21 protein-coding genes and 1 pseudogene are annotated in these 22486 nt (G+C 69.4%); 17 read left to right on the top strand and 5 right to left on the bottom strand.

The window, feature by feature from the left end:
- The first annotated feature begins 24 nt into the window (after positions 1-24).
- From ACLJPY_RS22525 to ACLJPY_RS22485, 9 genes and pseudogenes are all read left to right on the top strand, one after another.
- Positions 25-1248, top strand: coding sequence for an NADP-dependent isocitrate dehydrogenase (locus ACLJPY_RS22525; RefSeq protein WP_410591200.1), 1224 nt, complete (start codon positions 25-27; stop codon positions 1246-1248).
- A gap of 182 nt (positions 1249-1430) precedes the next feature.
- Positions 1431-1727, top strand: a complete 297-nt coding sequence (locus ACLJPY_RS22520) for an SH3 domain-containing protein (RefSeq protein WP_410569233.1) — start codon at positions 1431-1433, stop codon at positions 1725-1727.
- A gap of 494 nt (positions 1728-2221) precedes the next feature.
- A complete protein-coding gene (locus tag ACLJPY_RS22515) occupies positions 2222-3040 on the top strand; it encodes an exodeoxyribonuclease III (protein ID WP_410591199.1) in 819 nt (272 codons plus the stop codon).
- Between the two features lie 302 nt (positions 3041-3342).
- On the top strand, positions 3343-3717 hold the full coding sequence (locus ACLJPY_RS22510) for a hypothetical protein (protein ID WP_410591197.1): 375 nt from the start codon (positions 3343-3345) through the stop codon (positions 3715-3717).
- Positions 3718-3763: 46 nt separating this feature from the next.
- A complete protein-coding gene (gene trpS / locus ACLJPY_RS22505) occupies positions 3764-4798 on the top strand; it encodes a tryptophan--tRNA ligase (protein WP_410591195.1) in 1035 nt (344 codons plus the stop codon).
- Positions 4795-5013, top strand: a pseudogene (locus tag ACLJPY_RS22500) (AAA family ATPase); the annotation flags it as partial. The gene trpS and the pseudogene ACLJPY_RS22500, both read left to right, overlap by 4 nt.
- Before the next feature lie 295 nt (positions 5014-5308).
- Positions 5309-6316, top strand: a complete 1008-nt coding sequence (gene yhjD, locus ACLJPY_RS22495) for an inner membrane protein YhjD (protein WP_410591194.1) — start codon at positions 5309-5311, stop codon at positions 6314-6316.
- 58 nt (positions 6317-6374) lie between these two features.
- Positions 6375-7484, top strand: coding sequence for an acyl-CoA dehydrogenase family protein (locus tag ACLJPY_RS22490; RefSeq protein WP_410591193.1), 1110 nt, complete (start codon positions 6375-6377; stop codon positions 7482-7484).
- Complete coding sequence (locus tag ACLJPY_RS22485; RefSeq protein WP_410591191.1) at positions 7481-7918, top strand: winged helix-turn-helix transcriptional regulator; 438 nt, start codon at positions 7481-7483, stop codon at positions 7916-7918. The genes ACLJPY_RS22490 and ACLJPY_RS22485 overlap by 4 nt, the downstream gene beginning before the upstream one ends.
- On the opposite strand, the gene ACLJPY_RS22480 is transcribed toward ACLJPY_RS22485, so the two are convergent.
- Positions 7915-9165: a D-alanyl-D-alanine carboxypeptidase family protein gene (locus ACLJPY_RS22480; RefSeq protein ID WP_410591189.1), complete on the bottom strand. Its 1251-nt coding sequence runs from the start codon at positions 9163-9165 to the stop codon at positions 7915-7917. The genes ACLJPY_RS22485 and ACLJPY_RS22480 overlap by 4 nt on opposite strands.
- A 43-nt stretch (positions 9166-9208) precedes the next feature.
- Between ACLJPY_RS22480 and ACLJPY_RS22475 the strand changes: the two genes are divergently transcribed.
- Together ACLJPY_RS22475 and ACLJPY_RS22470 are read left to right on the top strand one after the other, a co-directional pair.
- Positions 9209-9448, top strand: coding sequence for an SCO4848 family membrane protein (locus ACLJPY_RS22475; RefSeq protein WP_410591187.1), 240 nt, complete (start codon positions 9209-9211; stop codon positions 9446-9448).
- A 63-nt stretch (positions 9449-9511) separates the two neighbouring features.
- Positions 9512-10912: a S8 family peptidase gene (locus ACLJPY_RS22470; RefSeq protein ID WP_410591185.1), complete on the top strand. Its 1401-nt coding sequence runs from the start codon at positions 9512-9514 to the stop codon at positions 10910-10912.
- A 588-nt stretch (positions 10913-11500) separates the two neighbouring features.
- On the opposite strand, the gene ACLJPY_RS22465 is transcribed toward ACLJPY_RS22470, so the two are convergent.
- From ACLJPY_RS22465 to sdhC, 4 genes are read right to left on the bottom strand one after another with little or no spacing between them, the layout of a single operon-like run.
- A complete protein-coding gene (locus ACLJPY_RS22465; protein ID WP_364460496.1) occupies positions 11501-12271 on the bottom strand; it encodes a succinate dehydrogenase iron-sulfur subunit in 771 nt (256 codons plus the stop codon).
- Positions 12271-14025, bottom strand: coding sequence for a succinate dehydrogenase flavoprotein subunit (sdhA, locus tag ACLJPY_RS22460; RefSeq protein WP_410591183.1), 1755 nt, complete (start codon positions 14023-14025; stop codon positions 12271-12273). The genes ACLJPY_RS22465 and sdhA overlap by 1 nt, the downstream gene beginning before the upstream one ends.
- Before the next feature lie 19 nt (positions 14026-14044).
- Positions 14045-14461: a succinate dehydrogenase hydrophobic membrane anchor subunit gene (locus ACLJPY_RS22455; RefSeq protein WP_410591181.1), complete on the bottom strand. Its 417-nt coding sequence runs from the start codon at positions 14459-14461 to the stop codon at positions 14045-14047.
- Between the two features lies 1 nt (position 14462).
- Entirely contained in the window at positions 14463-14906 is a 444-nt protein-coding gene (sdhC, locus tag ACLJPY_RS22450) for a succinate dehydrogenase, cytochrome b556 subunit (protein ID WP_354828157.1), read from the bottom strand.
- Between the two features lie 666 nt (positions 14907-15572).
- Here sdhC and ACLJPY_RS22445 point away from each other — a divergent pair.
- The 6 genes from ACLJPY_RS22445 to ACLJPY_RS22420 all read left to right on the top strand — a co-directional run bounded on the left by ACLJPY_RS22445 (position 15573) and on the right by ACLJPY_RS22420 (position 22385).
- Complete coding sequence (locus tag ACLJPY_RS22445; RefSeq protein ID WP_410591178.1) at positions 15573-16715, top strand: BMP family lipoprotein; 1143 nt, start codon at positions 15573-15575, stop codon at positions 16713-16715.
- An 81-nt stretch (positions 16716-16796) separates the two neighbouring features.
- A complete protein-coding gene (locus ACLJPY_RS22440) occupies positions 16797-18368 on the top strand; it encodes an ABC transporter ATP-binding protein (RefSeq protein ID WP_410591176.1) in 1572 nt (523 codons plus the stop codon).
- Positions 18365-19456: an ABC transporter permease gene (locus ACLJPY_RS22435; protein ID WP_410591174.1), complete on the top strand. Its 1092-nt coding sequence runs from the start codon at positions 18365-18367 to the stop codon at positions 19454-19456. Before ACLJPY_RS22440 ends, ACLJPY_RS22435 begins: the two co-directional genes overlap by 4 nt.
- Positions 19457-19488: 32 nt before the next feature.
- Entirely contained in the window at positions 19489-20721 is a 1233-nt protein-coding gene (locus ACLJPY_RS22430) for an ABC transporter permease (RefSeq protein ID WP_410591267.1), read from the top strand.
- On the top strand, positions 20722-21111 hold the full coding sequence (locus ACLJPY_RS22425) for a cytidine deaminase (protein WP_033261417.1): 390 nt from the start codon (positions 20722-20724) through the stop codon (positions 21109-21111).
- The gene (locus ACLJPY_RS22420; RefSeq protein WP_410591172.1) at positions 21108-22385 is read left to right on the top strand and encodes a thymidine phosphorylase; all 1278 of its coding nucleotides are present in this window, start codon (positions 21108-21110) and stop codon (positions 22383-22385) included. The genes ACLJPY_RS22425 and ACLJPY_RS22420 overlap by 4 nt, the downstream gene beginning before the upstream one ends.
- Positions 22386-22486: the final 101 nt, after the last annotated feature.

The raw sequence follows: 22486 nt of genomic DNA, 5'->3' as shown, positions 1-22486 counted from the left end.
TCCGCGGAAGGAGCACCGCTGCTCATGGCCAAGATCAAGGTCCAGGGCACCGTCGTCGAACTCGACGGCGATGAGATGACCCGCATCATCTGGCAGTTCATCAAGGACAAGCTGATCCACCCGTACCTGGACGTGAACCTGGACTACTACGACCTGGGTATCGAGGAGCGGGACCGCACCGACGACCAGGTCACGGTCGACTCCGCGAACGCGATCAAGAAGCACGGCGTCGGCGTCAAGTGCGCCACGATCACCCCCGACGAGGCGCGCGTCGAAGAGTTCGGCCTCAAGAAGATGTGGCTGTCCCCGAACGGGACGATCCGCAACATCCTCGGCGGCGTGATCTTCCGCGAGCCGATCGTCATCCGGAACATCCCGCGGCTGGTGCCGACGTGGACGAAGCCGATCATCATCGGCCGCCACGCCCACGGCGACCAGTACCGCGCGACGAACTTCAAGGTCCCGGGCCCGGGCAAGCTGACCGTCAGCTACACCCCGGACGACGGCTCCGAGCCGATGGAGTTCCAGGTCGCGCAGTTCCCCGAGGGCGGCGGCGTCGCCATGGGGATGTACAACTTCAAGAAGTCGATCGAGGACTTCGCGCGCGCGTCGCTGCAGTACGGCCTCGACCGCGGCCTGCCGGTGTACCTCTCCACCAAGAACACGATCCTCAAGGCCTACGACGGCCAGTTCAAGGACGTGTTCGAGGAGATCTACCAGAACGAGTTCAAGGCCGACTTCGACGCCAAGGGCATCTCCTACGAGCACCGCCTGATCGACGACATGGTCGCCGCGGCGATGAAGTGGGAAGGCGGCTACGTCTGGGCGTGCAAGAACTACGACGGTGACGTCCAGTCCGACACGGTCGCGCAGGGCTTCGGCTCGCTGGGCCTGATGACGTCGGTGCTGCGCACGCCGGACGGCCGGACCGTCGAGGCCGAGGCCGCGCACGGCACGGTCACCCGGCACTACCGCCAGCACCAGCAGGGCAAGCCGACGTCGACGAACCCGATCGCGTCGATCTACGCCTGGACCCGCGGCCTCGAGCACCGCGGCAAGCTGGACGGCAACCAGGAGCTGATCGGCTTCGCGAACACGCTGGAGCAGGTCGTCGTGGAGACCGTCGAGAGCGGCCAGATGACGAAGGACCTCGCGCTGCTCATCGGCAAGGACCAGCCGTGGCAGACGACCGAGGAGTTCCTCGCGACGCTGGACGACAACCTGGCGAAGAAGATCGCCCAGGGCTGAGTTCGCTTTGTGGACGCCCCCTTCCCGGTTCGCCGGGGAGAGGGCGTCCGTTTGCTCACGCGTTGTCACCTTCCGCGTGAGCCACTGGCGCCTCCGGGTGGTTGCTGCGTCCGGCGCTGTCCGTCCGGGTAAAGGATTGCCTACCCTTGGCGTGGGGACGGGCCCGCGGGTTGGAGGAAGGCATGTCGAAGAAGACTCTGCTCATCTTGGGCGCGCTCGTCCTGGTCGTCATCGTGTACGCCATGAACACGGGCAAGCAGGCGTCGGGAGCCTCGGCGACCGGCTGCAAGGTGACGGTGACCGCGGATGTCCTGAACGCCCGCGAGTCGGCCGACGGCAACGCGAAGATCGTCGGGAAGTACCTGCGTGACGCCCAGTTCGACGCCGTGCCGGGCGTGCAGAACGGGTTCCGCAAGGTGGCCGACGACAAGTGGGTGGCCGCGGCGTTCACCCAGCCCGTCGCCGGTTCCGCTTGCTGAGGTTTTAGGCATCCGGCCCCTGCGGAGGGGTCCGTTTCTTCCACCACGTAGAAGTCGATCAGCCGGCGCGGGTCGGCGATCTTGGCGCGCGTGCGTTCTTGCCGGGCCGTTTTTGTCGGTGGTGGGTGGTAGAAGTGATCGTCGGCAAAAACCGCAGGTGGCGGCCGGTGGGTCGCTGGGAAGGAGGAGACGTCCGGGGGCGGGCGACAACTGAATCGCGGTGTGGGCTGCGAGTGGTCCGCGGGGTCTCCAGGGGGAGTCTCGCGGGTTGATGTGGGCGGCTCGGGCGGCGTGGGTTTGTCGGATGGCGCGTGGTGCATGGCGCCGGGTCGGCGGGGATCGAGCCTGGGGACCGCGCTCGGACGGGGGTCGGAGCGCGAGGGGGAGATCTGCGGCGACCCGGCGATGGGTGGCTGCTGAGTTGTCCGGCGGCCTGTCGCGGTGGTCGAACCCGACACCCTGGCCGCCGGCGCTGGGGCGGTAGCGTTCGGCGGGTGCTGACCGTCTCCACCGTGAACGTCAACGGCCTGCGGGCCGCCGCCAAGAAGGGCTTCGTCGAGTGGCTCGGCGCCACCCGGGCCGATGTCGTCGCGTGCCAGGAGGTGCGGGCCGAAGCCAGTCAGCTGCCCGCCTCCGTCGTCGAGCCCGATGGGTGGTTCTTCGTGCACGCGCCGTCGGCCGTCAAGGGGCGCAACGGCGTTGCCGTCTACAGCCGCGTCGAGCCCGAAGAGGTGCGGATCGGCTTCGGTGAGCCCGAATTCGAGGACAGCGGGCGGTACCTCGAGGTGCACCTGCCGAACGTCGTCGTCGCCAGTCTCTACCTGCCCAGCGGGGACGTCGGCACCGAACGGCAGGACGAAAAGGAGCGCTTCATGGCCGCGTTCCTGCCCTACCTCGGCGAGCTGCGGGCCAAGGCCGCCGCCGGTGGGCGGGAAGCCGTCGTCGTCGGGGACTGGAACATCGCCTACGACACCGTCGACCTCAAGAACTGGCGCGGCAACCGCAAGAACTCCGGCTTCCTGCCCGAAGAACGTGCCTGGCTCGGCCGCGTCTACACCGAGGCCGGCTACACCGACGTCCAGCGCCGCCTCGACCCGGACGGTCCCGGGCCCTACACCTGGTGGTCCTACCGCGGCCAGGCCTTCGACAACGACTCCGGCTGGCGCATCGACTGCCAGCTGGCCACGCCCGGCCTCGCCGAAAAGGTCGTCGGCGTCGTCGTCGAACGAGCGGCCGCCTACGACCAGCGGTGGTCCGACCACGCTCCCGTCACGGCCACCTACGACATCGACTTCCCCGGCGCGCTCGGTTGACCACTATCGGGTGAGAGGCCTGCCGAGCAGGCGGCACCGCGGCGAGCGTCGCAGTTTCAGCGGATTCTGCGAAGAACAGGTGACACACTCCGGACGCGCTCTACTACCTAGAGTAGTCGCTCCACCCATGTGGGTGGCCGGAGTGAACCCTAGGGGCGCCCGGTGCGTCTTAACTAATGAACGCTACCCTCGTTTCCGAGTTGATCAGTACCGGCAGGTCTTGACACGCTCGGTAGTTTTCTGACCAGTAGCACGCAACGTCTCACTCGGATGGGTGAGCGTTAGTCGCGGGAGGCACTCCGGTGCGCAACCCAGGTCGAACCCTGTTGCGGTCCACCCTGCACGGTTTCCGTGCGGCCGTGGTGCTCGCGCTCGTTCCGGCCGGCCTGCTGGCCGCCGGCGGCAGCGCGTTCGCCGCCGTCACGACGACTGCCCAGGCCGACACCAACACGGAGAGCTTCGGCCTGCTCGGCCCGGTCGGGCTGGTCGCGGTCGCGCTCGGCATCGTCGGCATGACGCTCGGTGTGCTGCGCCAGCGCCGCAAGACCCGGCTGGCCGAGGCCGCTCCCGCGGTGCCCGAGGTCCCCGACCCGGTCACGGCGATGGCCGAAGCCGTCCTCGGCGAGCCGGAGGCGACGCCAACCCGCCCGTTCCTCACCCAGCGCCCGCACGCCTGAGGGCCCTCGGCGCCCGCCGGTCGTCCCGGCCTGGAACAATCCTGACGTGTCCGAAGAGCAGACCGTCGCAGCAGAGCGCCGCCCGCGGGTCCTGTCCGGGATCCAGCCCACCGCCGACTCGTTCCACCTCGGCAACTACCTCGGCGCGCTGCGCCAGTGGGTGAAGCTGCAGGACACGCACGAGACGTTCTACAGCGTGGTCGACCTGCACGCGATCACGGTCGAGCAAGACCCGAAGGTGCTGCGCCAGCGCACCCGCGTCTCGGCCGCGCAGCTGCTCGCGATCGGCATCGACCCGCAGCGCAGCGCCCTGTTCGTGCAGAGCCACGTCCCGGAGCACGCGCAGCTGAGCTGGGTCCTCGAGTGCCAGACCGGCTTCGGCGAGGCCGGCCGGATGACCCAGTTCAAGGACAAGTCGGCGAAGCAGGGCTCCGACCGCTCCAGCGTCGGCCTGTTCACCTACCCGGTCCTGCAGGCGGCGGACATCCTGCTCTACCAGGCCGACGCCGTCCCGGTCGGCGAGGACCAGCGCCAGCACCTGGAGCTGACGCGCGACCTCGCGCAGCGCTTCAACAACCGGCTGGGCAAGACGTTCGTGGTGCCCGAGCCGTACATCATCAAGGACACGGCGAAGATCTACGACCTGCAGGAACCGACGGCCAAGATGAGCAAGTCGGCGTCGAACGTCAACGGGATCATCGAGCTGCTCGAGGACCCGAAGCGCTCGGCGAAGAAGATCCGCTCGGCGGTCACCGACACCGGCCGCGAGGTCAGGTTCGACACCGAGAACAAGGCGGGCGTCTCGAACCTGCTGACCATCTACTCGGCCCTGACCGACCGCACGATCCCCGACCTCGAAGCGGCGTACGAGGGCAAGGGCTACGGCGACCTGAAGAAGGACCTCGGCGAGGTCTTCGTCGAGTGGGTGACCCCGATCCAGGAGCGCGCGAAGTCCTATTTGGACGATGCCGCCGAGCTGGACAAGGTCCTCGCCGCGGGCGCCGAACGCGCGCGCGAGGTGGCGTCGAAGACGCTGGCCAAGACGTACCAGCGGATCGGGTTCCTGCCGCCGGTGCGGTGAAGCTGATCCTCCTGAACGGCCCGCCGGGCAGCGGCAAGTCGACGCTCGCCCGGCGCTACGCCGACGACCACCCACCGACGCTGGCGCTGGACGTGGACCGCATCCGCGCCATGCTCGGCGGCTGGCGCGGGAACCCGGGCCAAGCCGGTGCGCTGGCCCGCGAAATAGCGCTGGCGGCGACGCGCACGCACCTCGGCGCGGGGCACGACGTGGTGTGGGGTTTGGCCTCGGCTTCCGAGCGTTCTGAGCCGGCGCCGGGCTTCTCAAGGATGTGTGCGGGACAGCCCCGAAAGCACCCCCATCGGCCCCGAAAGCAGCCCCCGCCACTCCCAGGGGGGCGTGCCCAAGTCCAGTCTATCGGCACCCCCGGACAAATCCCGTTTTCCCGGCCCCGAACGACCCGCTTCTCCACAACCGGCCGACCCTGGGGACAACCCCGGCCCCGGAGGTACCTCCCTCACCTGAGCCGCTCGCGTTGCGGGGTGCACACCCCCTGGTTAGCGTTTGCCAGTGGCGAACGAAGAGAAGGAAAAGCTGCTTCCGCGCTTGCGGCGGAAGTACCCGTGGCTCGATCACCTCATCCGGGCCAACGACGCCTTCACCGAGAGGTACGGCAACCACTACGCCGCCGCCATCACCTACTTCAGCGTTCTCTCCGTCTTTCCGCTGTTCATGGTCGCCTTCGCCGTTGTCGGGCTCGTCGTCAACCACGACCAGACGATCATCCACAAGATCACCGACGGCATCAACAACTCCGTGCCTGAGGGCCTCAAGGACCTCGTCAACGGCATCGTCAAGGGCGCGCTCGACTCCGGTGGCGGGATCGGGATCTTCGGCCTCCTCATCGCCCTCTACTCCGGCATCGGCTGGATGTCGAACCTGCGGGACGCCCTCACCGCGCAGTGGGGCCAGGAGAAACAACCGCAGCCGATCGTCAAGCAGACGCTCAAGGACCTCCTCGCGCTGATCGGGCTCGGGGTCGCGCTCGTCGTCTCCTTCGCGCTGACCGCCGTCGGCAGCGGGGTCGGGCAGTTCCTGCTGCAGCTCGTCGGGCTCGAACACGCCACCTGGGCCATCGTGCTGCTGCGCGGGGCCACCATCATCCTCGGCCTCGCCGCGAACACCCTCGTCTTCGTCTGGGTGATCGCCCGCCTGCCGCGGGAGCAGGTGGCGCTGCGCAGTGCCGTCAAGGGCGCCGTCGTCGCCGCCGTCGGGTTCGTCATCCTGCAGCAGGTCGGGTCGATCTACCTGGCCAGTGTCACGAAGTCGCCGTCGGCCGCGCTGTTCGGGCCGGTCATCGGGCTTCTCGTCTTCGCGAACCTCGTCTCCCGGTTCCTCCTGCTCATCACCGCGTGGACGGCGACCGCGGAGGAAAACCAGCGCACGGTCATCGCTCCGCCGCCGCCGGTACGGCTCGAGCAGCACGTCACCGTGCAGCGCGGACCGGGCCTCGGCGCCGTCGCGGGGGCCTTCAGCGCCGGCGCGCTGCTCGCCTGGCTGGGCCGCCGGAGGCCTTGACACCGGCGGAAGCGGTAAAGAAACTGAACCGGTAAGAAATCTGAACCGGAGGGGTTTCGTGCTGCTGGACGCCGCCCGCGAGTGTGCCGACCTCGCCAGGACCCTCGCTCCGGTCACCGAACGCGAGCGGGCCCTGCCGCCCGAACTGGTCGCGAAGCTGACCGACGCCCAGCTGTTGCGCACCGGCGTTCCGGGTCACCTCGGCGGCCCCGAAGCGCCGCCCGCGGTCAGCCTCGAGACCGCCGAGATCCTCGCGCGCGGGGACGCCTCGGCCGGCTGGTGCGTCTCGATCGCCGTGACGAGCAGCCTGCTCTCGGCCTACGCCCCGCGGAAGTGCGCCGAGGAGGTCTTCGGCGACCCGCGCACGGTCGCCGCCGGCGTCTGGGCGCCGCGTGGCACCGGGCGGGAGGTCGACGGCGGGTACGTCGTCACCGGCCGGTGGGCCTTCTGCAGCGGCATTCCCCACGCCGATTGGCTCTTCGCCGGGTTCGTGCACGAAGGCGCCCTGTACGTCGCCGCGCTGCCGAAGGCCGAAATCGAGGTGCTCGACACCTGGCGCACCACCGGGCTGCGCGGCACCGGCAGCCACGACTGCGTCGCCGACGAACTGTTCGTCCCCGGGCACCGCGTCTTCTCGGTCATGGGCGGGCCGCCGCCGGAAGCCGGGGCGCTGCACCGCTTTCCGCTCTTCGGTTTCTTCGCGCTCTCGGTCGCGGCCGCCGCGCTCGGCAACGCCCGCGGCGCGATCGACGACCTCGTCGAACTCGCTTCCACGCGCAAGCCGCTCGGCTCCAGCCGGTCGCTGGCCGAACGCTCGGCGACCCAGGCGGCCATCGCGGAGGCCGAAGCGGCGCTGCGCGCGGCGCGGCTGCTGTTCTACGGCAGCATCGACGACGCCTGGCAGGCCGCACAGGGCACCGAACCGGTGCCGGACGCGCTCAAGCTGGGTCTGCGCCTGGCCGCCACGCACGTGACGCGCACCGCCGCGAAGGTCGCCGAAAGCCTGTACGACCTCGGCGGCGGCGCGGCGATCTACGAGACTTCGCCGTTGCAGCGCCGGTTCCGCGACGCGCACACCGCGACCGCCCACTTCCAGGTCAACCCGGCCAGCTACGAACTGCCCGGCAAGCTGCTGCTCGGTGTCCCGGCCCGGACGGACCAGCTGTGACCGGCCTCGGCCACCGGTTCGCGGCGGACTCGGTCGGCCGCGCGCTCGACCTGGTCGGCGAGCGGTGGAGCCTGCTCATCCTGCGCGAAAGCTTCTTCGGCGTCCGCCGCTACGGCGAGTTCGCGCGCAACCTGGCCATCCCGCGCCCGACGCTGTCCGCGCGGCTGAAGACCCTCGTCGACGCCGGCGTGCTCGACCGCGTCGACCCGGTGCCGGAGTACGTGCTGACCCCCGCCGGGCGGGAGCTGTTCGGCGCCGTCGTCACGCTCATGCAGTGGGGCGACCGGTACCTCGCCGGTCCCGAAGGACCGCCGATCCTGTTGCGCCACAAGGACTGCGGCGAGGTCGCCGACGCCGTCGTGGCGTGCCGGCACTGCGGCGGAGAGATTGCCACCGATCGGGTGATACCGGAGCCGGGGCCCGGTTTCCGCTAGCTCGTGGCCTTCTTGCGCTGGTGCCCGACGAAGAACCCGCCGACGATGATCAGGAACACCACGAGCGTGATGATCCAGCCGGTGACGCCGAACGGGTCCTCCTTGGCCGCCGAAGCGGCCGCGGACGTGCCGCTGTTGCCGGTGCCGGTGCCGCTGTCGGCCGCCGCGGGCCGGTCGCCGTTCTCCGGCGTCGCGGCCGGTGCCCGGTAGGTGATCTGGCCGACCGGCGCGGCGTGGTCGTCCTCCAGCGCGAAGCCGTAGTCGAGCAGCTTCGCCGCCTGGTCGACGACCTTGGTCGGCTTCTGCTCGGCGCGCAGCATGACGACCGCGAGCCGCTTGCCCTTGCGCTGCGCCGCGCCGACGTAGGTGTGGCGGGCGTCGTCGGTGAAGCCGGTCTTGCCGCCGAGGAAGCCGGGGTAGACGCCGAGCAGCTTGTTGTCGTTCCAGATCGGGATGGCGGGCTTCCCGCCGGCCGGCGGGATCTCGAAGTTCTTCGTGGCGACGACCTGCGCGAACTCCGGCTGCTTCATCGCGTAGTGGAAGATCAGGCTGAGGTCGTAGGCCGAGGTCGACATGCCCGGGCCGTCCAGGCCCGACGGCGTCGCGGCGCGCGTGTCGAGCGCGCCGATCTTCGCGGCCAGCGCGTTCATCTTCGCCACCGCGGCGTCGGCCCCGCCGAGCGCCGTGGCGAACGTGTGCGCGACGTCGTTGCCGGAGTGCATCAGCAGGCCGTGCAGCAGCTGGTCGACGGTGTACTGGCCGCCGGCGACGAGGCCGACGCAGGTGCACTCCTGCTCGGCGTCCTCCTTCGACGCGACGATCACCTGCTCCGGCTTCAGCTGCGTGACGACGACCAGCGCGAGCAGCGTCTTGATCAGCGACGCCGGCCGGTGCCGCGCGTGCGGGTCCTTCGCCGCGATGACGGCGCCGGTGTCGAGGTCCTGGACCAGCCACGACGCCGCGGTGTTGCCGTCCGGCGGGTTGAGCGCGCCGTTCGGGGTGATCAGGCCGCACTCGGCCATCCGGTCGCCGCCGACGGGGACCGCGGGCACGGCCAGCGGCGGCGGCACCTGCTTGCCGGGCGCCGGCTTCTCCGAGGTGTCGACCGGCGGCGGGGGAGCCTGGTGGTTCGCGCACTGGGCCTGCTGCGGCGCCGCGGCCGCGAGCGCCGGGGTGCTCAGGGCCAGGAGAGCGGCGGCGAGCGTGGTCGTGAAGACCTTGAGCGACCGGGAGACAACGGAGTGCACCCAAGCAATCTAGCGCCGCGGGCCGCACCGCATACTCAGGGGCATGCGCATGTCACGCGGCACCTCGCTGTTCCTGCTGGTCTTCGGTGTGTGGTCGTGGATCATCTGGATCACCTTCGCCAAGAACTTGTGGGACAGCGACCGGGCCTGGGCCCCCGACGGCTCGCCCACCGCCTACTTCCTGGTGCACGCCGTGCTGACGGTCGTGTCCTTCGTGCTCGGGACGATCATCGGCGTGCTGGGCTGGCGCGGGCTGCGGGCCGCTTCGCGGGTCTCCTCCTGACTTTGGTCGGTGGCGCGCCTTTCGGGGCCGGTTTAGGTTGGCGCCACTGACCCTGGAGGTGGAATGTCCCGTTTACGTCGAATGGCGGCCCCGCTGGTGCTGGCCGTCGGAGGCGGCCTGTTCGCGGCGGCCCCGGCCGCGGAGGCCGCGCCGGTCGCCTGCGACACGACGAGCACGCCGTACACCTACGTCGTGACGTACCAGCCGGGCACGCGCGCGTCGGTCGTCGACAAGGAACTGGCGGCCAAGTGCGGCACGAAGGTCGCCTACTACGCCCCGATCGGCGTCGCGATCGCCAGTTCGCGCAACGCGGACTTCCAGCAGAAGATCGGCGTCTACCGGGCCTACTCGGGCGGCAAGGACGTGGCTTCGGCCGGATCCGCCGTCGCGGCTCGCTCCCTGGGCGCGGTCCGGACGCTGGAGGACACGCGGTCGACGGCGGCCGCGGGTGACCTGTCGGCCCAGCAGTGGGACATGAAGGCGATCCATGCCCCCGAGGCCAACAAGATCTACCAGGGCAGCCGCTCGGTGACGGTCGGCGTCCTGGACTCGGGCATCGACGCAACGCACCCCGCGCTGCGCAACGCGGTCGACCCCCGGTCGTCGGCGGGCTGCGTGACGGGCGCACCGGACCTGACCCCGGCATCCTGGGCTCCGACGACCTCGGACCACGGCACGCACGTGGCGGGCACGATCGCGGGCAAGGACCCGGCGGCGGGCTTCACGGGCATCGCCCCGGGCGTGCGCCTGGCCTCGGTGAAGGTGGTCAACGACGCCGGTTACATCTTCCCGGAGTCGGCGGTGTGCGGCTTCGTCTGGGCGGCCGAACACGGCTTCCCGGTGACGAACAACAGCTACTACATCGACCCGGGCATGTTCTTCTGCTCCCACGAGGCCGGCGACGCGGCGGCGTACGAGGCGGTCCGCCGAGCGATCGAGTACTCGACGCACCACGGCGTCCTGAACGTGGCGGCGGCGGGCAACTCGGGCTTCGACACGACGAAGCAGACAACGGACCCGAACCGCCCCCACAAGGTGGACTCGACGTGCGGCATCCTCCCGAAGTCGATCGACGGAGTGCTGAACGTGTCATCGGTGGGCTACGAGGGCACGAAGTCCTCGTTCAGCAACTACGGCGAAATCGACGTAACGGCCCCGGGCGGCGACTTCTCGCAGACACCCCCGGAAGGCGCGGGCCCGGCGTGCCCGCTGTCATCGACGGTGTTCGGCGGCCAGTACGGCTCGAAGTGCGGAACGTCGATGGCATCGCCGCACGCGGCGGGCGTAGCGGCGCTGCTGGCCTCGAGGTTCCGCGGCGCACCGCCGTGGCTGCTGACCCGCATCCTGGAGGGCGAGGCGGACACGGTGAAGTGCACGGCAACGGAGACGGAGTGCACGGGCCCCGCGAAGAACAATTCGTACTACGGCCACGGCCTGGTGGACGCCCTGGACGCGGTCCGCTAAAGAACACGACAAAGGAGCAGGGTGGTCATCCCGTCGCCTGAGGCCGTGAAATCACTTTGAGCCGGGCCCGCAACACAGAGCGAAACGCAAGACGACAACGCAAGCTTGCGGGCCCGGCTCAAAGTGATAGGCCTCGTTCAGGCGACGGGATGACCACCCAGCGGCCCACCTCCCAAACGAGAGATTGCCGCAAAACTAATGGTCATCCCAGAGCCTGCTCGTCCGGCGAGGACAATCTTTTAATTCTGCCGGGGCCGAGTTCTCTGCCGCGGCAGGGGCTGCCGCGGCAGGGGGCTGCCGCGGTAGACCTCTGCCGCGGTAGGGATCTGCCGCACTCAGCCCTGCCGCGCCAAGCAGCGGGTCCGACCTCCCCCGCCCCTCCGTTCGGATTTTCGGCCGCCGGTCGGGTTCGTCAAGGCGGGAAAGCGTGCCTTGACGAACCCGACCGGCGGCCAACAGAAGGCGGGGATGAGGGGCGGGGGAGGTCTGGTGACGTCGTGGTCCTCTTGCGCTGCCGGCCGCCTGTTTCGGGACAAAAGAAATGCCCTCCGGCGCGAATCTCCGCCGGAGGGCATTTCTCGTGGGAACTCAGACGCGCTTGAACAACAGCGCGCGCTTCACTTCCTGAATCGCCTTCGTCACCTGGATTCCGCGGGGGCACGCGTCCGTGCAGTTGAACGTCGTGCGGCAGCGCCACACGCCCTCGCCGTCGTTCAGGATGTCCAACCGCTCCTCCGCTCCCTCGTCGCGGGAGTCGAAGATGAACCGGTGGGCGTTCACGATCGCCGCCGGGCCGAAGTACGAGCCGTCGTTCCAATACACCGGGCACGACGAAGTGCAGCACGCGCAAAGGATGCACTTCGTCGTGTCGTCGAAGCGGTCGCGGTCCGCCTGGGACTGGATGCGCTCGCGCGTCGGCTCGTTGCCGTACGTGATCAGGTACGGCTTGATCGCTCGGTACGCCTCGAAGAACGGGTCCATGTCGACGTAGAGGTCCTTCAACGTCGTCAGGCCCTTGATCGGGGCGATCGTGATCGTGGTCTTCTTGCCGTCCTTCTCCAGCAGGTCCTTCATCAGGACCTTGCAGGCCAGGCGGTTGATGCCGTTGATCTGCATCGCGTCGGACCCGCACACGCCGTGTGCGCACGACCGGCGGAACGAGAACGTGCCGTCGATGTAGTCCTTGACGTAGAACAGCAGGTTCAGCAGCCGGTCCGTGCGCTGGGCCGGGACGTCGTAGGACTCCCAGTGGGGCTCCGAATCGACCTCCGGGTTGAAGCGGAGGATCTTCAGCGTGACCGTGATCGGGGTGTGCTCGTCCGAGGCGGCGGTGGCCGAGTCGGCAGTAGCCGTAGTCATCAGTACTTCCGCTCCATCGGTTCGTAGCGGGTGAAGGTCACGGGCTTGTAGTCGAGCCGGATGTCCGAGGACAGCCCCGTGCCCTCCTTGTAGGCCATGGTGTGGCGCATGAAGTTCGTGTCGTCGCGGGTCGGGTAGTCCTCGCGGGCGTGGCCGCCGCGGGACTCCTTGCGGGCCAGCGCGCCCACGACCAGGACCTCGGCCAGCTCCAGCAGGAAGCCGAGCTCGACGGCTTCCAGGAGATCCGTGTTGTACCGCTTGCCCTTGTCCGACACCGTGATGCGCTGGTAGCGCTCCTTCAGCGCCTGGACGTCGGTCAGCGCCTGCTTCAGCGTGTCCTCGGTCCGGTACACCGACGCGTGCGAGTCCATCGTCTGCTGCATTTCCTTGCGGATGTCGGCGACGCGCTCGTCGCCGTGCTCCGACAGCAGGCCCGACAGCTGCTCTTCCACCAGCTTGGTCGGGTTCTCCGGCAGCTCGACGTGCTCGTGCGCCAGCGCGTACTCCGCCGCGGCGATGCCGGCGCGGCGGCCGAACACGTTGATGTCGAGCAGCGAGTTCGTGCCCAGGCGGTTCGAGCCGTGCACGGACACGCACGCCACCTCGCCCGCCGCGTACAGGCCCGGGATGACGTTCTCGTTGTCCCGCAACGCTTCGCCGTGCACGTTCGTCGGGATCCCGCCCATCACGTAGTGGCAGGTCGGGAACACCGGCACCGGCTCCTTCACCGGGTCGACGCCCAGGTAGGTGCGGGAGAACTCGGTGATGTCCGGCAGCTTGGTCTCGAGGACCTCGACCGGCAGGTGCGTGACGTCGAGGACGACGTAGTCCTTGTTCGGGCCGCAGCCCCGGCCCTGCAGCACTTCCTGCACCATCGAGCGCGCCACGATGTCACGAGGCGCGAGGTCCTTGATGGTGGGCGCGTAGCGCTCCATGAACCGCTCGCCGGAGGCGTTGCGCAGGATCCCGCCCTCGCCGCGGACGGCTTCCGAAATGAGGATCCCCAGACCCGCGAGGCCGGTCGGGTGGAACTGGAAGAACTCCATGTCCTCCAGCGGCAGGCCCTTGCGGAAGATGATGCCGAGGCCGTCACCGGTGAGGGTGTGCGCGTTCGACGTCGTCTTGAAGATCTTGCCCGCGCCGCCGGTGGCGAACACGATCGACTTCGCCTGGAAGACGTGCAGCTCGCCGGTGGCCAGCTCGTAGGCCACGACACCGGACGCGACCGGGTTCCCGCTCTCGTCCTCGGACAGGATCAGGTCGAGCACGTAGAACTCGTTGAAGAACTCCGTGCCGTACTTGACGCAGTTCTGGTAGAGCGTCTGCAGGATCATGTGGCCGGTGCGGTCGGCGGCGTAGCAGGCGCGGCGGACCGCGGCCTTGCCGTGGTCACGCGTGTGACCGCCGAACCGGCGCTGGTCGATCTTGCCCTCGGGGGTCCGGTTGAACGGCAGGCCCATCTTCTCCAGGTCGAGCACCGCGTCGATGGCCTCCTTGGCCATGATCTCCGCGGCGTCCTGGTCGACGAGGTAGTCGCCGCCCTTGACCGTGTCGAAGGTGTGCCACTCCCAGTTGTCCTCTTCGACGTTCGCCAGCGCGGCGCACATGCCGCCCTGGGCCGCGCCGGTGTGGGACCGGGTCGGGTAGAGCTTGGTGAGGACCGCGGTGCGGGCGCGCTGGCCGGACTCGATGGCCGCGCGCATCCCGGCGCCGCCGGCGCCGACGATCACCACGTCGTACTTGTGGAACTGCATGAAAAAGTCTCCGTGGCTGTCAGTTCGCGGGCATGTTCGGGTCGAACGTGAAGATCACCATCGTGCCGACGGCCAGGATCAGCACCATCGAGACGTAGAGCAGGATCTTCAGCCAGAACCGCGTGCTGTCCTTGCGGGCGTAGTCGTCGATGATGACGCGCAGGCCGTTGCCGCCGTGGATCTCGGCCAGCCACAGCATCAGCAGGTCCCAGAACTGCCAGAACGGCGAGGCCCAGCGGCCGGCGACGAAGCCCCAGTTGATCCGGTGCACGCCGCCGTCGAGGACGTTCATGATCAGCAGGTGCCCGAGCACCAGGATGATCAGCGCCATGCCGGAGATCCGCATGAACAGCCAGCTGTAGAGCTCGAAGTTGCTCCGGCGCGCCGCGGGGCGCTTCGGCGAACGCGGCTTGTCGAGGGTGAGCGACTCGGCCATGTCAGTTACCCCCGAAGAGCGTTTCGACGGTGCGCTTCAGCATGAAGAAGGCACCGGGGACCATCACCACGACCCAGACGACGCCGATGACCCACAGCATCGCCTTCTGCAGCTTCGGACCCTTCGACCAGAAGTCGACCAGCATGACGCGGATGCCGTTGAGCGCGTGGAACAGGACCGCGCCGACCAGGCCGACCTCCAGGAGGTTGACGATCGGCGTCTTGTACGTCTCGATGACCTGGTCGTAGGTGTTCGGCGACACGCGCACCAGCGCGGTGTCGAGCACGTGGACGAACAGGAAGAAGAATGTGAGCACGCCGGTGATGCGGTGCAGCACCCAGGACCACATACCGGGGTCGCCCCGGTAGAAGGTCCCCTGCCGGCGTGAGGCACCCGCCCGATCGCTCGCCGCCGCCTCTGGGGCGGTGCTCGCCGTGGTGGACATCGGTGAACGGCCTCCAACGTCTGACTATGTGCCCGCCTGACCGTGAGGTCCGCACTGATCGTCGTCGTCCACCTGGGACGGCTACGGCGGCAATGCCGAGATCAAGGGTCATCGAGCGTGGATGAAAAGGATGCTAGACCCGCCCCCGACGGACGGCTCACCTCCGGGTTCCTCTCTGTGACGGACCAGACACCTGGGTACACACCGGTTGTGGGCGCCGTCACAGCCCGCGGCGTCCACTGTGGACGAGGGCGGGCGGATCGCGGGCCGCTCGCCCGCCCGGCTGACCCTCGATCGGGTGGTGAGGGCCGGAACCGGCACTGGAACGATTCCGATGGCGGGGAACGGACGTTCGTCTCAAGGAGTGATCGGAGTGGTCCACTCCTCGGTCGGCCTGCCACACTGAGTCACCTCGAACGGTATTTCGGCCGTCCCGGAGCCCGGGACTCGACCGAAAGCGACGCCGCGTGAGTCATTTGATCACGTTCGGTGTCCAGTTCGTCGCGCGCGCGACTCGTGAGTAAACGTTTGTGTTACGTAGCGTGCCTTTCCTATGGCGCCTTCCGGTCCGGCGGGTACGGTCTGGCGGTCGACCCGGCAGTAGGGCCGGGTCGTGCCCTTGACCATCCGCTGGATCAGCGGGGAGGGAGACACACGTTGCGTCGCATGCGTGGAACCGCGCTGGCCGCCGCGGCCATGGCCGGGGTGCTCACCCTGGCCGGGTGCGCCAAGGATTCCGGCGGTGGTAACAGCTCGAACAACACCGCGGCCTCGACGGGCGGTTCCGACTGCGTCACCGCGCAGAAGCCGCCCGCGGCGCCTGCTGCCGCCAGCAGCTCGACCGCGGCCGGGGCGAAGGTCGACGGCAGCCAGCTGAAGATCGGCCTGGCCTTCGACGTCGGCGGCCGGGGTGACGCGTCCTTCAACGACGCCGCCGCCGCGGGCACCGACAAGGCGAAGTCCGACCTCGGCGTGAAGACGGTCAGCGAAAGCACCGCCTCCGCCAGCGAGGCCGAGTCGGCCAAGCAGCAGCGCCTCGACCAGATGGCCTCCTCGGGCCTGAACCCGATCATCGCGGTCGGCTTCGCGTACGCGCCGTCGGTCAAGGTCGTCGCGGCGAAGTACCCGAACACGAAGTTCGCCATCGTCGACGACGACTCGATCCAGCTGCCGAACGTGACGCCGCTGGTCTTCGCCGAGGAGCAGGGCTCGTTCCTGGCCGGCGTCGCCGCCGCGTACAAGAGCAAGAGCTGCCACGTCGGCTTCGTCGGCGGTGTCAACACCCCGCTGATCCAGAAGTTCGAGGCCGGCTTCCTGCAGGGCGCGAAGACCGTTTCGTCCAAGATCAAGATCGAGGACGAGTACCTGACCCCGGCCGGTGACTTCTCCGGGTTCCAGGACCCGCCGAAGGGCAACGCGAAGGCCGCGGCCGAGATCTCCAAGGGCGCGGACGTGATCTACCACGCCGCCGGTGCCTCGGGTAAGGGCGTCTTCGACGCCGCGAAGGCGGGCAAGGCGCTGGCCATCGGCGTCGACTCCGACCAGTACAACCAGAAGACCGTCGAGGCCGACAAGGACGTCATCATCACGTCCATGCTCAAGCGCGTCGACGTCGCGGTGTTCGACTACGTGCAGGCCGTCGCCAAGGGCGACCTGAGCGGCCTGCCGAAGCGGTTCGACCTCAAGGTCGACGGCGTCGGCTACGCCACCTCCGGCGGCAAGGTCGACGACATCAAGGACGTCCTGGACGGCTACAAGGCCCAGATCATCTCGGGCGCGATCACCGTTTCGGACAAGCCGCAGAAGTAGCTCACAACGTGTCCGGGGCTCGGAGGATTCACTCCTCCGGGCCCCTCACGCGTTTCCACGAGATAGGGAATCCTCCCGCCCATGAGCACAGCCGAGGCCCCGGCCGAGGCCGTCCCCGACCGGGGCGTCCCCGCCGTCCAGCTGACCGGGATCACCAAGCGCTTCCCCGGCGTGGTGGCCAACTCCGACGTCAACCTCACCGTCGCCGCCGGCGAGGTGCACGCGATCTGCGGTGAGAACGGCGCCGGCAAGTCCACCCTGATGAAGATCCTGTACGGCATGCAGCCGCCGGACGAGGGCACCATCGCGATCAACGGCGAGGAGGTGAAGCTGCGCAACCCGCAGGACGCCATCCGCGCCGGCATCGGCATGGTGCACCAGCACTTCATGCTCGCCGACAACCTGACCGTCGGCGAGAACGTCTTCCTCGGCGCCGAGGCCCTGCACGGCATCGGCCGCGCCGCCCGCGCGCGGCTTGCCGAGCTCGCCGAGCGGACCGGCCTGCACGCCGGGCCGGAGACGCTGCTGGAGGAGCTCGGCGTCGCCGACCGCCAGCGCGTCGAGATCGTCAAGGTGCTCTACCGCGGGGCGAAGATCATCATCCTGGACGAGCCGACCGCCGTGCTGGTCCCGCAGGAGGTCGACGCGCTCTTCGACACCGTGCGGGAGATGAAGGCGGGCGGCTACACGTTCCTCTTCATCTCGCACAAGCTCGACGAGGTCCGCGCGATCGCCGACACCGTGACGGTGATCCGCCGCGGCACCACCGTCGGCACCGCCGACCCGAAGACCATCACCTCCCGCGAGCTCGCGGAGATGATGGTCGGCTCCGAGCTGCCCAGCCCGGAGACCCGCGAGTCCACCGTCACCGACCGCGCCGTGCTCCGCCTGACCGGGCTGACGCTGGGCGCCGAAGGCTCCGGCCGCAACGCGCTCGACGACGTCACGTTCACCGTGCGCGCGGGCGAGGTGCTCGGCATCGCCGGGGTCGAGGGCAACGGCCAGACCGAGCTCGTCGAGACGATCATGGGCATGCGCAAGCCGACCGGCGGCACGATCGAGCTGGTCGACGCCGAGGAGCGCGCCCGGGACATCACCAGAGCCGGCACGCTCGCCCGCCGCGAGGCCGGTATCGGCTACATCGCCGAGGACCGCACCCGGCACAGCCTGCTGCTCACGCAACCGTTGTGGGTCAACCGGATCCTCGGTTACCAGACCCGCGAGCCGGTCTCGAAGGGCCAGCTGCTCGACATCGCGGGCGCCCGCGCCGACACCGAGCGGATCGTCCGCGACTACGACGTCCGCACGCCGGGCATCGACGTCCCGGCCGCGGCGCTCTCGGGCGGCAACCAGCAGAAGCTGATCGTCGGGCGCGAGCTGTCCGGCGACCCGGTGCTGCTGCTGGCCTCGCACCCGACCCGCGGCGTCGACGTCGGTGCGCAGGCGCTGATCTGGGAGCAGATCCGCCAGGCCCGCGCCGCCGGCCTCGCCGTGCTGCTGATCTCCGCCGACCTCGACGAGCTGATCGGCCTGTCCGACACGATCCGGGTCATGCTGCGCGGGCGCCTCGTGAGCGAGGCCGACCCCGCCACCGTGACGCCGCAGGAACTGGGCTCGGCGATGACCGGCGCCGGGGAGGGTGAAGAAGAGTGACTTCCTGGCGCACGAAACTGCTGCCGCCGCTGCTGGCGATCGTGTTCGCCGTGCTGCTGTCGGCGATCGCGCTGATCATCTCGGGCGCGGACCCGCTGCAGGCGTACGGCACGATGATCGGCCAGATGTTCAAGGGCTCGACCGCGGTCGACACGGTGAACCTGGGATGCGTCTACTACCTGTCCGGGCTCGCGGTCGCCATCGGCTTCCAGATGAACCTGTTCAACATCGGTGTCGAGGGCCAGTACCGGTTCGCCGCCGTCGTCGCGGCCATCGCCGGCGGCGCGATGAAGCTGCCGCCGGTCATCCACGTCATCGCCATCCTGCTGGTCGCGGTCGTCGCGGGGATGACCTACGCGGCCATCCCGGCGGTACTGAAGGTGACGCGCGGGGTCAGCGAGGTCATCTCGACGATCATGCTCAACGCGATCGTCGCCGGCATCATCGCCTTCCTCATCAACGCCGACCAGTTCGGCGTCCAGACCGGCAACAACATCGGCACCCGTGTGATCGAGCCGTCCGGCCGGATCCCGGGCATCCCGCTCGGCTCGGGCACCCTGTTCGGGTTCGTCGTCATCGCGGCCGTCATCGGCGGCGCCTACTGGTTCATGCTCAACCGCACGCGGTTCGGCTTCGAGCTCAAGGCGTCCGGCGAGTCCACCACCGCGGCCGCTGCGGGCGGCGTCAACGCCAAGAAGATGACGCTGATCGCGATGCTGCTCTCCGGTGCGGTCGCCGGCCTGGTCGCCATGCCGGAGCTGCTCGGCCGCGACTACAGCTACGGCATCACCGCGACCCAGATGTACGGCTTCACCGGCATCGCGGTCGCGCTGCTCGGCCGCAACCACCCCGGCGGCATCGCGCTCGGCGCGCTGCTGTGGGCGTTCCTCGACACCTCCGCGGTGTCGCTGGAGCAGATCAACGTGTCCAAGGAGATCGCGACGATCATGCAGGGCATCATCGTGCTGTCGGTCGTCGTGGCGTACGAGATCGTGCGCCGGGCCGACCTCGCGGCCGAACAACGCCGGGTCGGGCGCGCGCTCGCCGGCCGCAAGGGTTCCTCGGTCGCCGAAGGGGGTGCGGTGTGATCACCGACGTCGCTCCCGAATCCGGCTCGACCATGCCGGTGCAGCAACGCCGCCGGGGCCGGATCCCCGGCTGGCTGCGCGGGGTCATCTGGGCCGTGGTCGCCATCGCCGTCGTCTCGACGGCGTCCTACTCCACCGGCGTCGCCGCGCTGACGTCGTCGAACACCGCGTCGACGGCGTTGCGCCTGGCGCTGCCGATCCTGCTCTGCGCGTTGGGTGGCCTCTGGGCCGAACGCGCGGGCGTGGTCAACATCGGGCTCGAGGGCATGATGATCCTCGGGACCTGGGGCGCCGCCTGGGGTTCGTACAACGGCGGCGTGTGGACCGGGCTGATCTCCGCGATCGTGTTCGGCGCGCTCGGCGGGCTGCTGCACGCGGTGGCGACGGTGACGTTCAACGTCAACCACATCGTCTCCGGTGTCGCGATCAACCTGCTCGGCCTGGGTGTCACGAAGTACCTGGCGAACCTGATCTTCGCGCCGATCTCCGGCAACCCGCGGCAGTCGCCGGTGGTGCCGAAGTTCGACACCTACTCGGCCACGTTCCTCTCGGACTGGCTGGGCGACCTGGAGAAGCAGCAGCGCGTCGGCATCTCCGACGTCGCGGGCATCCTGCGCGGGCTGGTCACCGAGGTGGCGCCGCTGACGATGCTCGCGATCGTCCTGGTGCCGGTGAGCTTCTGGATCCTCTGGAAGACCCGGTTCGGCCTGCGGCTGCGCTCCTGCGGTGAGAACCCGGTGGCGGCCGAGTCGCTCGGCGTGAACGTCTACCTGCACAAGTACGTCGCCGTGATCATCTCGGGCGCGTTCGCCGGCATGGGTGGCGCTTCGCTGGTGCTGCTGCGCGGCGGTGCGGACTACCTGGAGAACCAGACGAACGGCCGCGGGTACATCGGTCTCGCGGCGATGATCTTCGGCAACTGGCGGCCGGGCGGCCTGCTCGGCGGCGCGGCGCTGTTCGGCTACGCGGACGGCCTGCAGCTGGCCGGCGGCGGCGAAGCGGTGCTCGCGCTGCTGTACGGCGCGGTGATCCTGGTCGCCGTGATCGTCGTCGTGCAGCTGTTCCGGCGGCAGTGGATCGCGGCCGGGCTCGGCGTCGTCGGCGCGGGCGTGCTGTACGCGATCTACTGGGCCAACGACACGCTGCCGTCGGACCTGATCCCGTACACCGCGCACTTCGTGACGCTGATCGTGCTCGCGGTGGCTTCGCAGCGGCTGCGGCCGCCGAAGGCCGACGGGCAGCCGTACCGACGGGGTGAGGACTGAGTGTCTACTGTGGATTGGGACGCGCTGCGTTCCCAGGCGATCGAGGCCGCTTCCCATGCGTACGCGCCCTATTCGGGGTTGCACGTGGGCGTGGCCGGGATCGTCGACGACGGCCGGGTCGTGACCGGGTGCAACGTCGAAAACGCTTCCTACGGGCTCGGGCTGTGCGCCGAGTGCACGATGGCCGGGCAGCTGCGGCTGTCCGGTGGGGGCCGCCTGGTCGCCGTCGCCTGCCGTTCCGGTGCCGGTGACCTGCTGATGCCGTGCGGACGGTGCCGCCAGATCCTGTTCGAGCTGGGCGGGTCTTCGTGCCTGGTGGACACGCCGAGCGGGATCCTGCCGATGTCCGACGTCCTGCCGGACGCCTTCGGGCCGGACGACTTGCCGTGACGGCGTTCGCGGCGGTCGACGTCATCCGGGTGAAGCGGGACGGCGGGACGCTCTCCGACGAGCAGATCGACTGGGTCGTCGACGCCTACACCCGCGGTGACGTCGCCGAAGAGCAGATGTCGGCGCTGGCCATGGCGATCTTCCTGCGGGGGATGACCTCGGCCGAGATCTCGCGGTGGACGCACGCGATGATCGCGTCGGGCGAGCGGCTGTCTTTGGACGTCTCCCGGCCCACGGTGGACAAGCACTCGACGGGCGGGGTCGGCGACAAGATCACGCTGCCGCTGGCGCCCTTGGTGGCCGCGTGCGGCGCGGCGGTGCCGCAGCTGTCCGGGCGCGGGCTCGGGCACACGGGCGGGACCCTCGACAAGCTGGAGTCGATCCCGGGCTGGCGGGCGTCGCTGTCCACCGCGGAGATCGCTCGGCAGTTGGAAGACGTCGGCGCGGTGGTCTGCGCGGCGACGTCCGGGCTGGCCCCGGCGGACAAGAAGCTGTACGCGTTGCGGGACGTCACCTCGACGGTGGAGTCGATCCCGCTGATCGCCAGCTCGATCATGAGCAAGAAGATCGCGGAGGGCGCGTCCGGACTGGTCCTGGACGTGAAGTTCGGGTCGGGCGCGTTCATGAAGTCGCTCTCCCAGGCGCGTGAACTGGCTTCGGCGCTGACCTCGATCGGCGCCGACCACGGCGTCCCGACGACGGCGTTGCTGACCGACATGAACGTCCCGCTGGGGCGAGCGGCCGGCAACGCGGTGGAGGTCGCGGAGTCGGTCGACGTCCTGAAGGGCGGCGGTCCTGCGGACGTGGTGTCGCTGACGGTGGCGCTGGCGCGGGAGATGCTGGCTCTGGCCGGTCTCGACGTGGACCCGGCCGCGGTGCTGGCTTCGGGGGAGGCGTACGAGGTCTGGTGCCGGATGATCTCGGCCCAGGGCGGCGACCCGGCGGCCGCGTTGCCCACGCCTTCGCACGTCCACGTCGTCGAGGCGCCTTCTTCCGGCGTGCTGGCTTCGCTGGACGCGTACGCGGTGGGGGTCGCGGCGTGGCGGCTGGGCGCGGGCCGGGCCCGCAAGGAGGACCCGGTCCAGGCGGCGGCGGGCATCCTGTGCCTGGCCAAGCCCGGCGACCGGGTCTCGGCCGGTGACCCGCTCCTGGAGCTGCACACGGACACACCGGACGCGGTCCCGGCGGCCCTCGCGGCCTTCGAAGGCGGCTTCGTGATCGCTGACTCGGCACCTGAACCGGGCCCGATCGTCGTGGAGACCATCCGCGGCTAGCCGGGGTGTGACGAGCGTCGCGAAGATGATCACCCCATCGAGTGACCCGGCGTCGATGGAGCCGCCGGAGCCACCCGAAACTGTCGGTGGTGCTCGGTGAG

This window comes from Amycolatopsis sp. lyj-23 (assembly GCF_046549135.1).
Taxonomy (GTDB): domain Bacteria; phylum Actinomycetota; class Actinomycetes; order Mycobacteriales; family Pseudonocardiaceae; genus Amycolatopsis.
The sequence above is the reverse complement of the archived record's forward strand: the minus strand, read 5'-3'. Positions and strand labels throughout refer to the sequence as shown.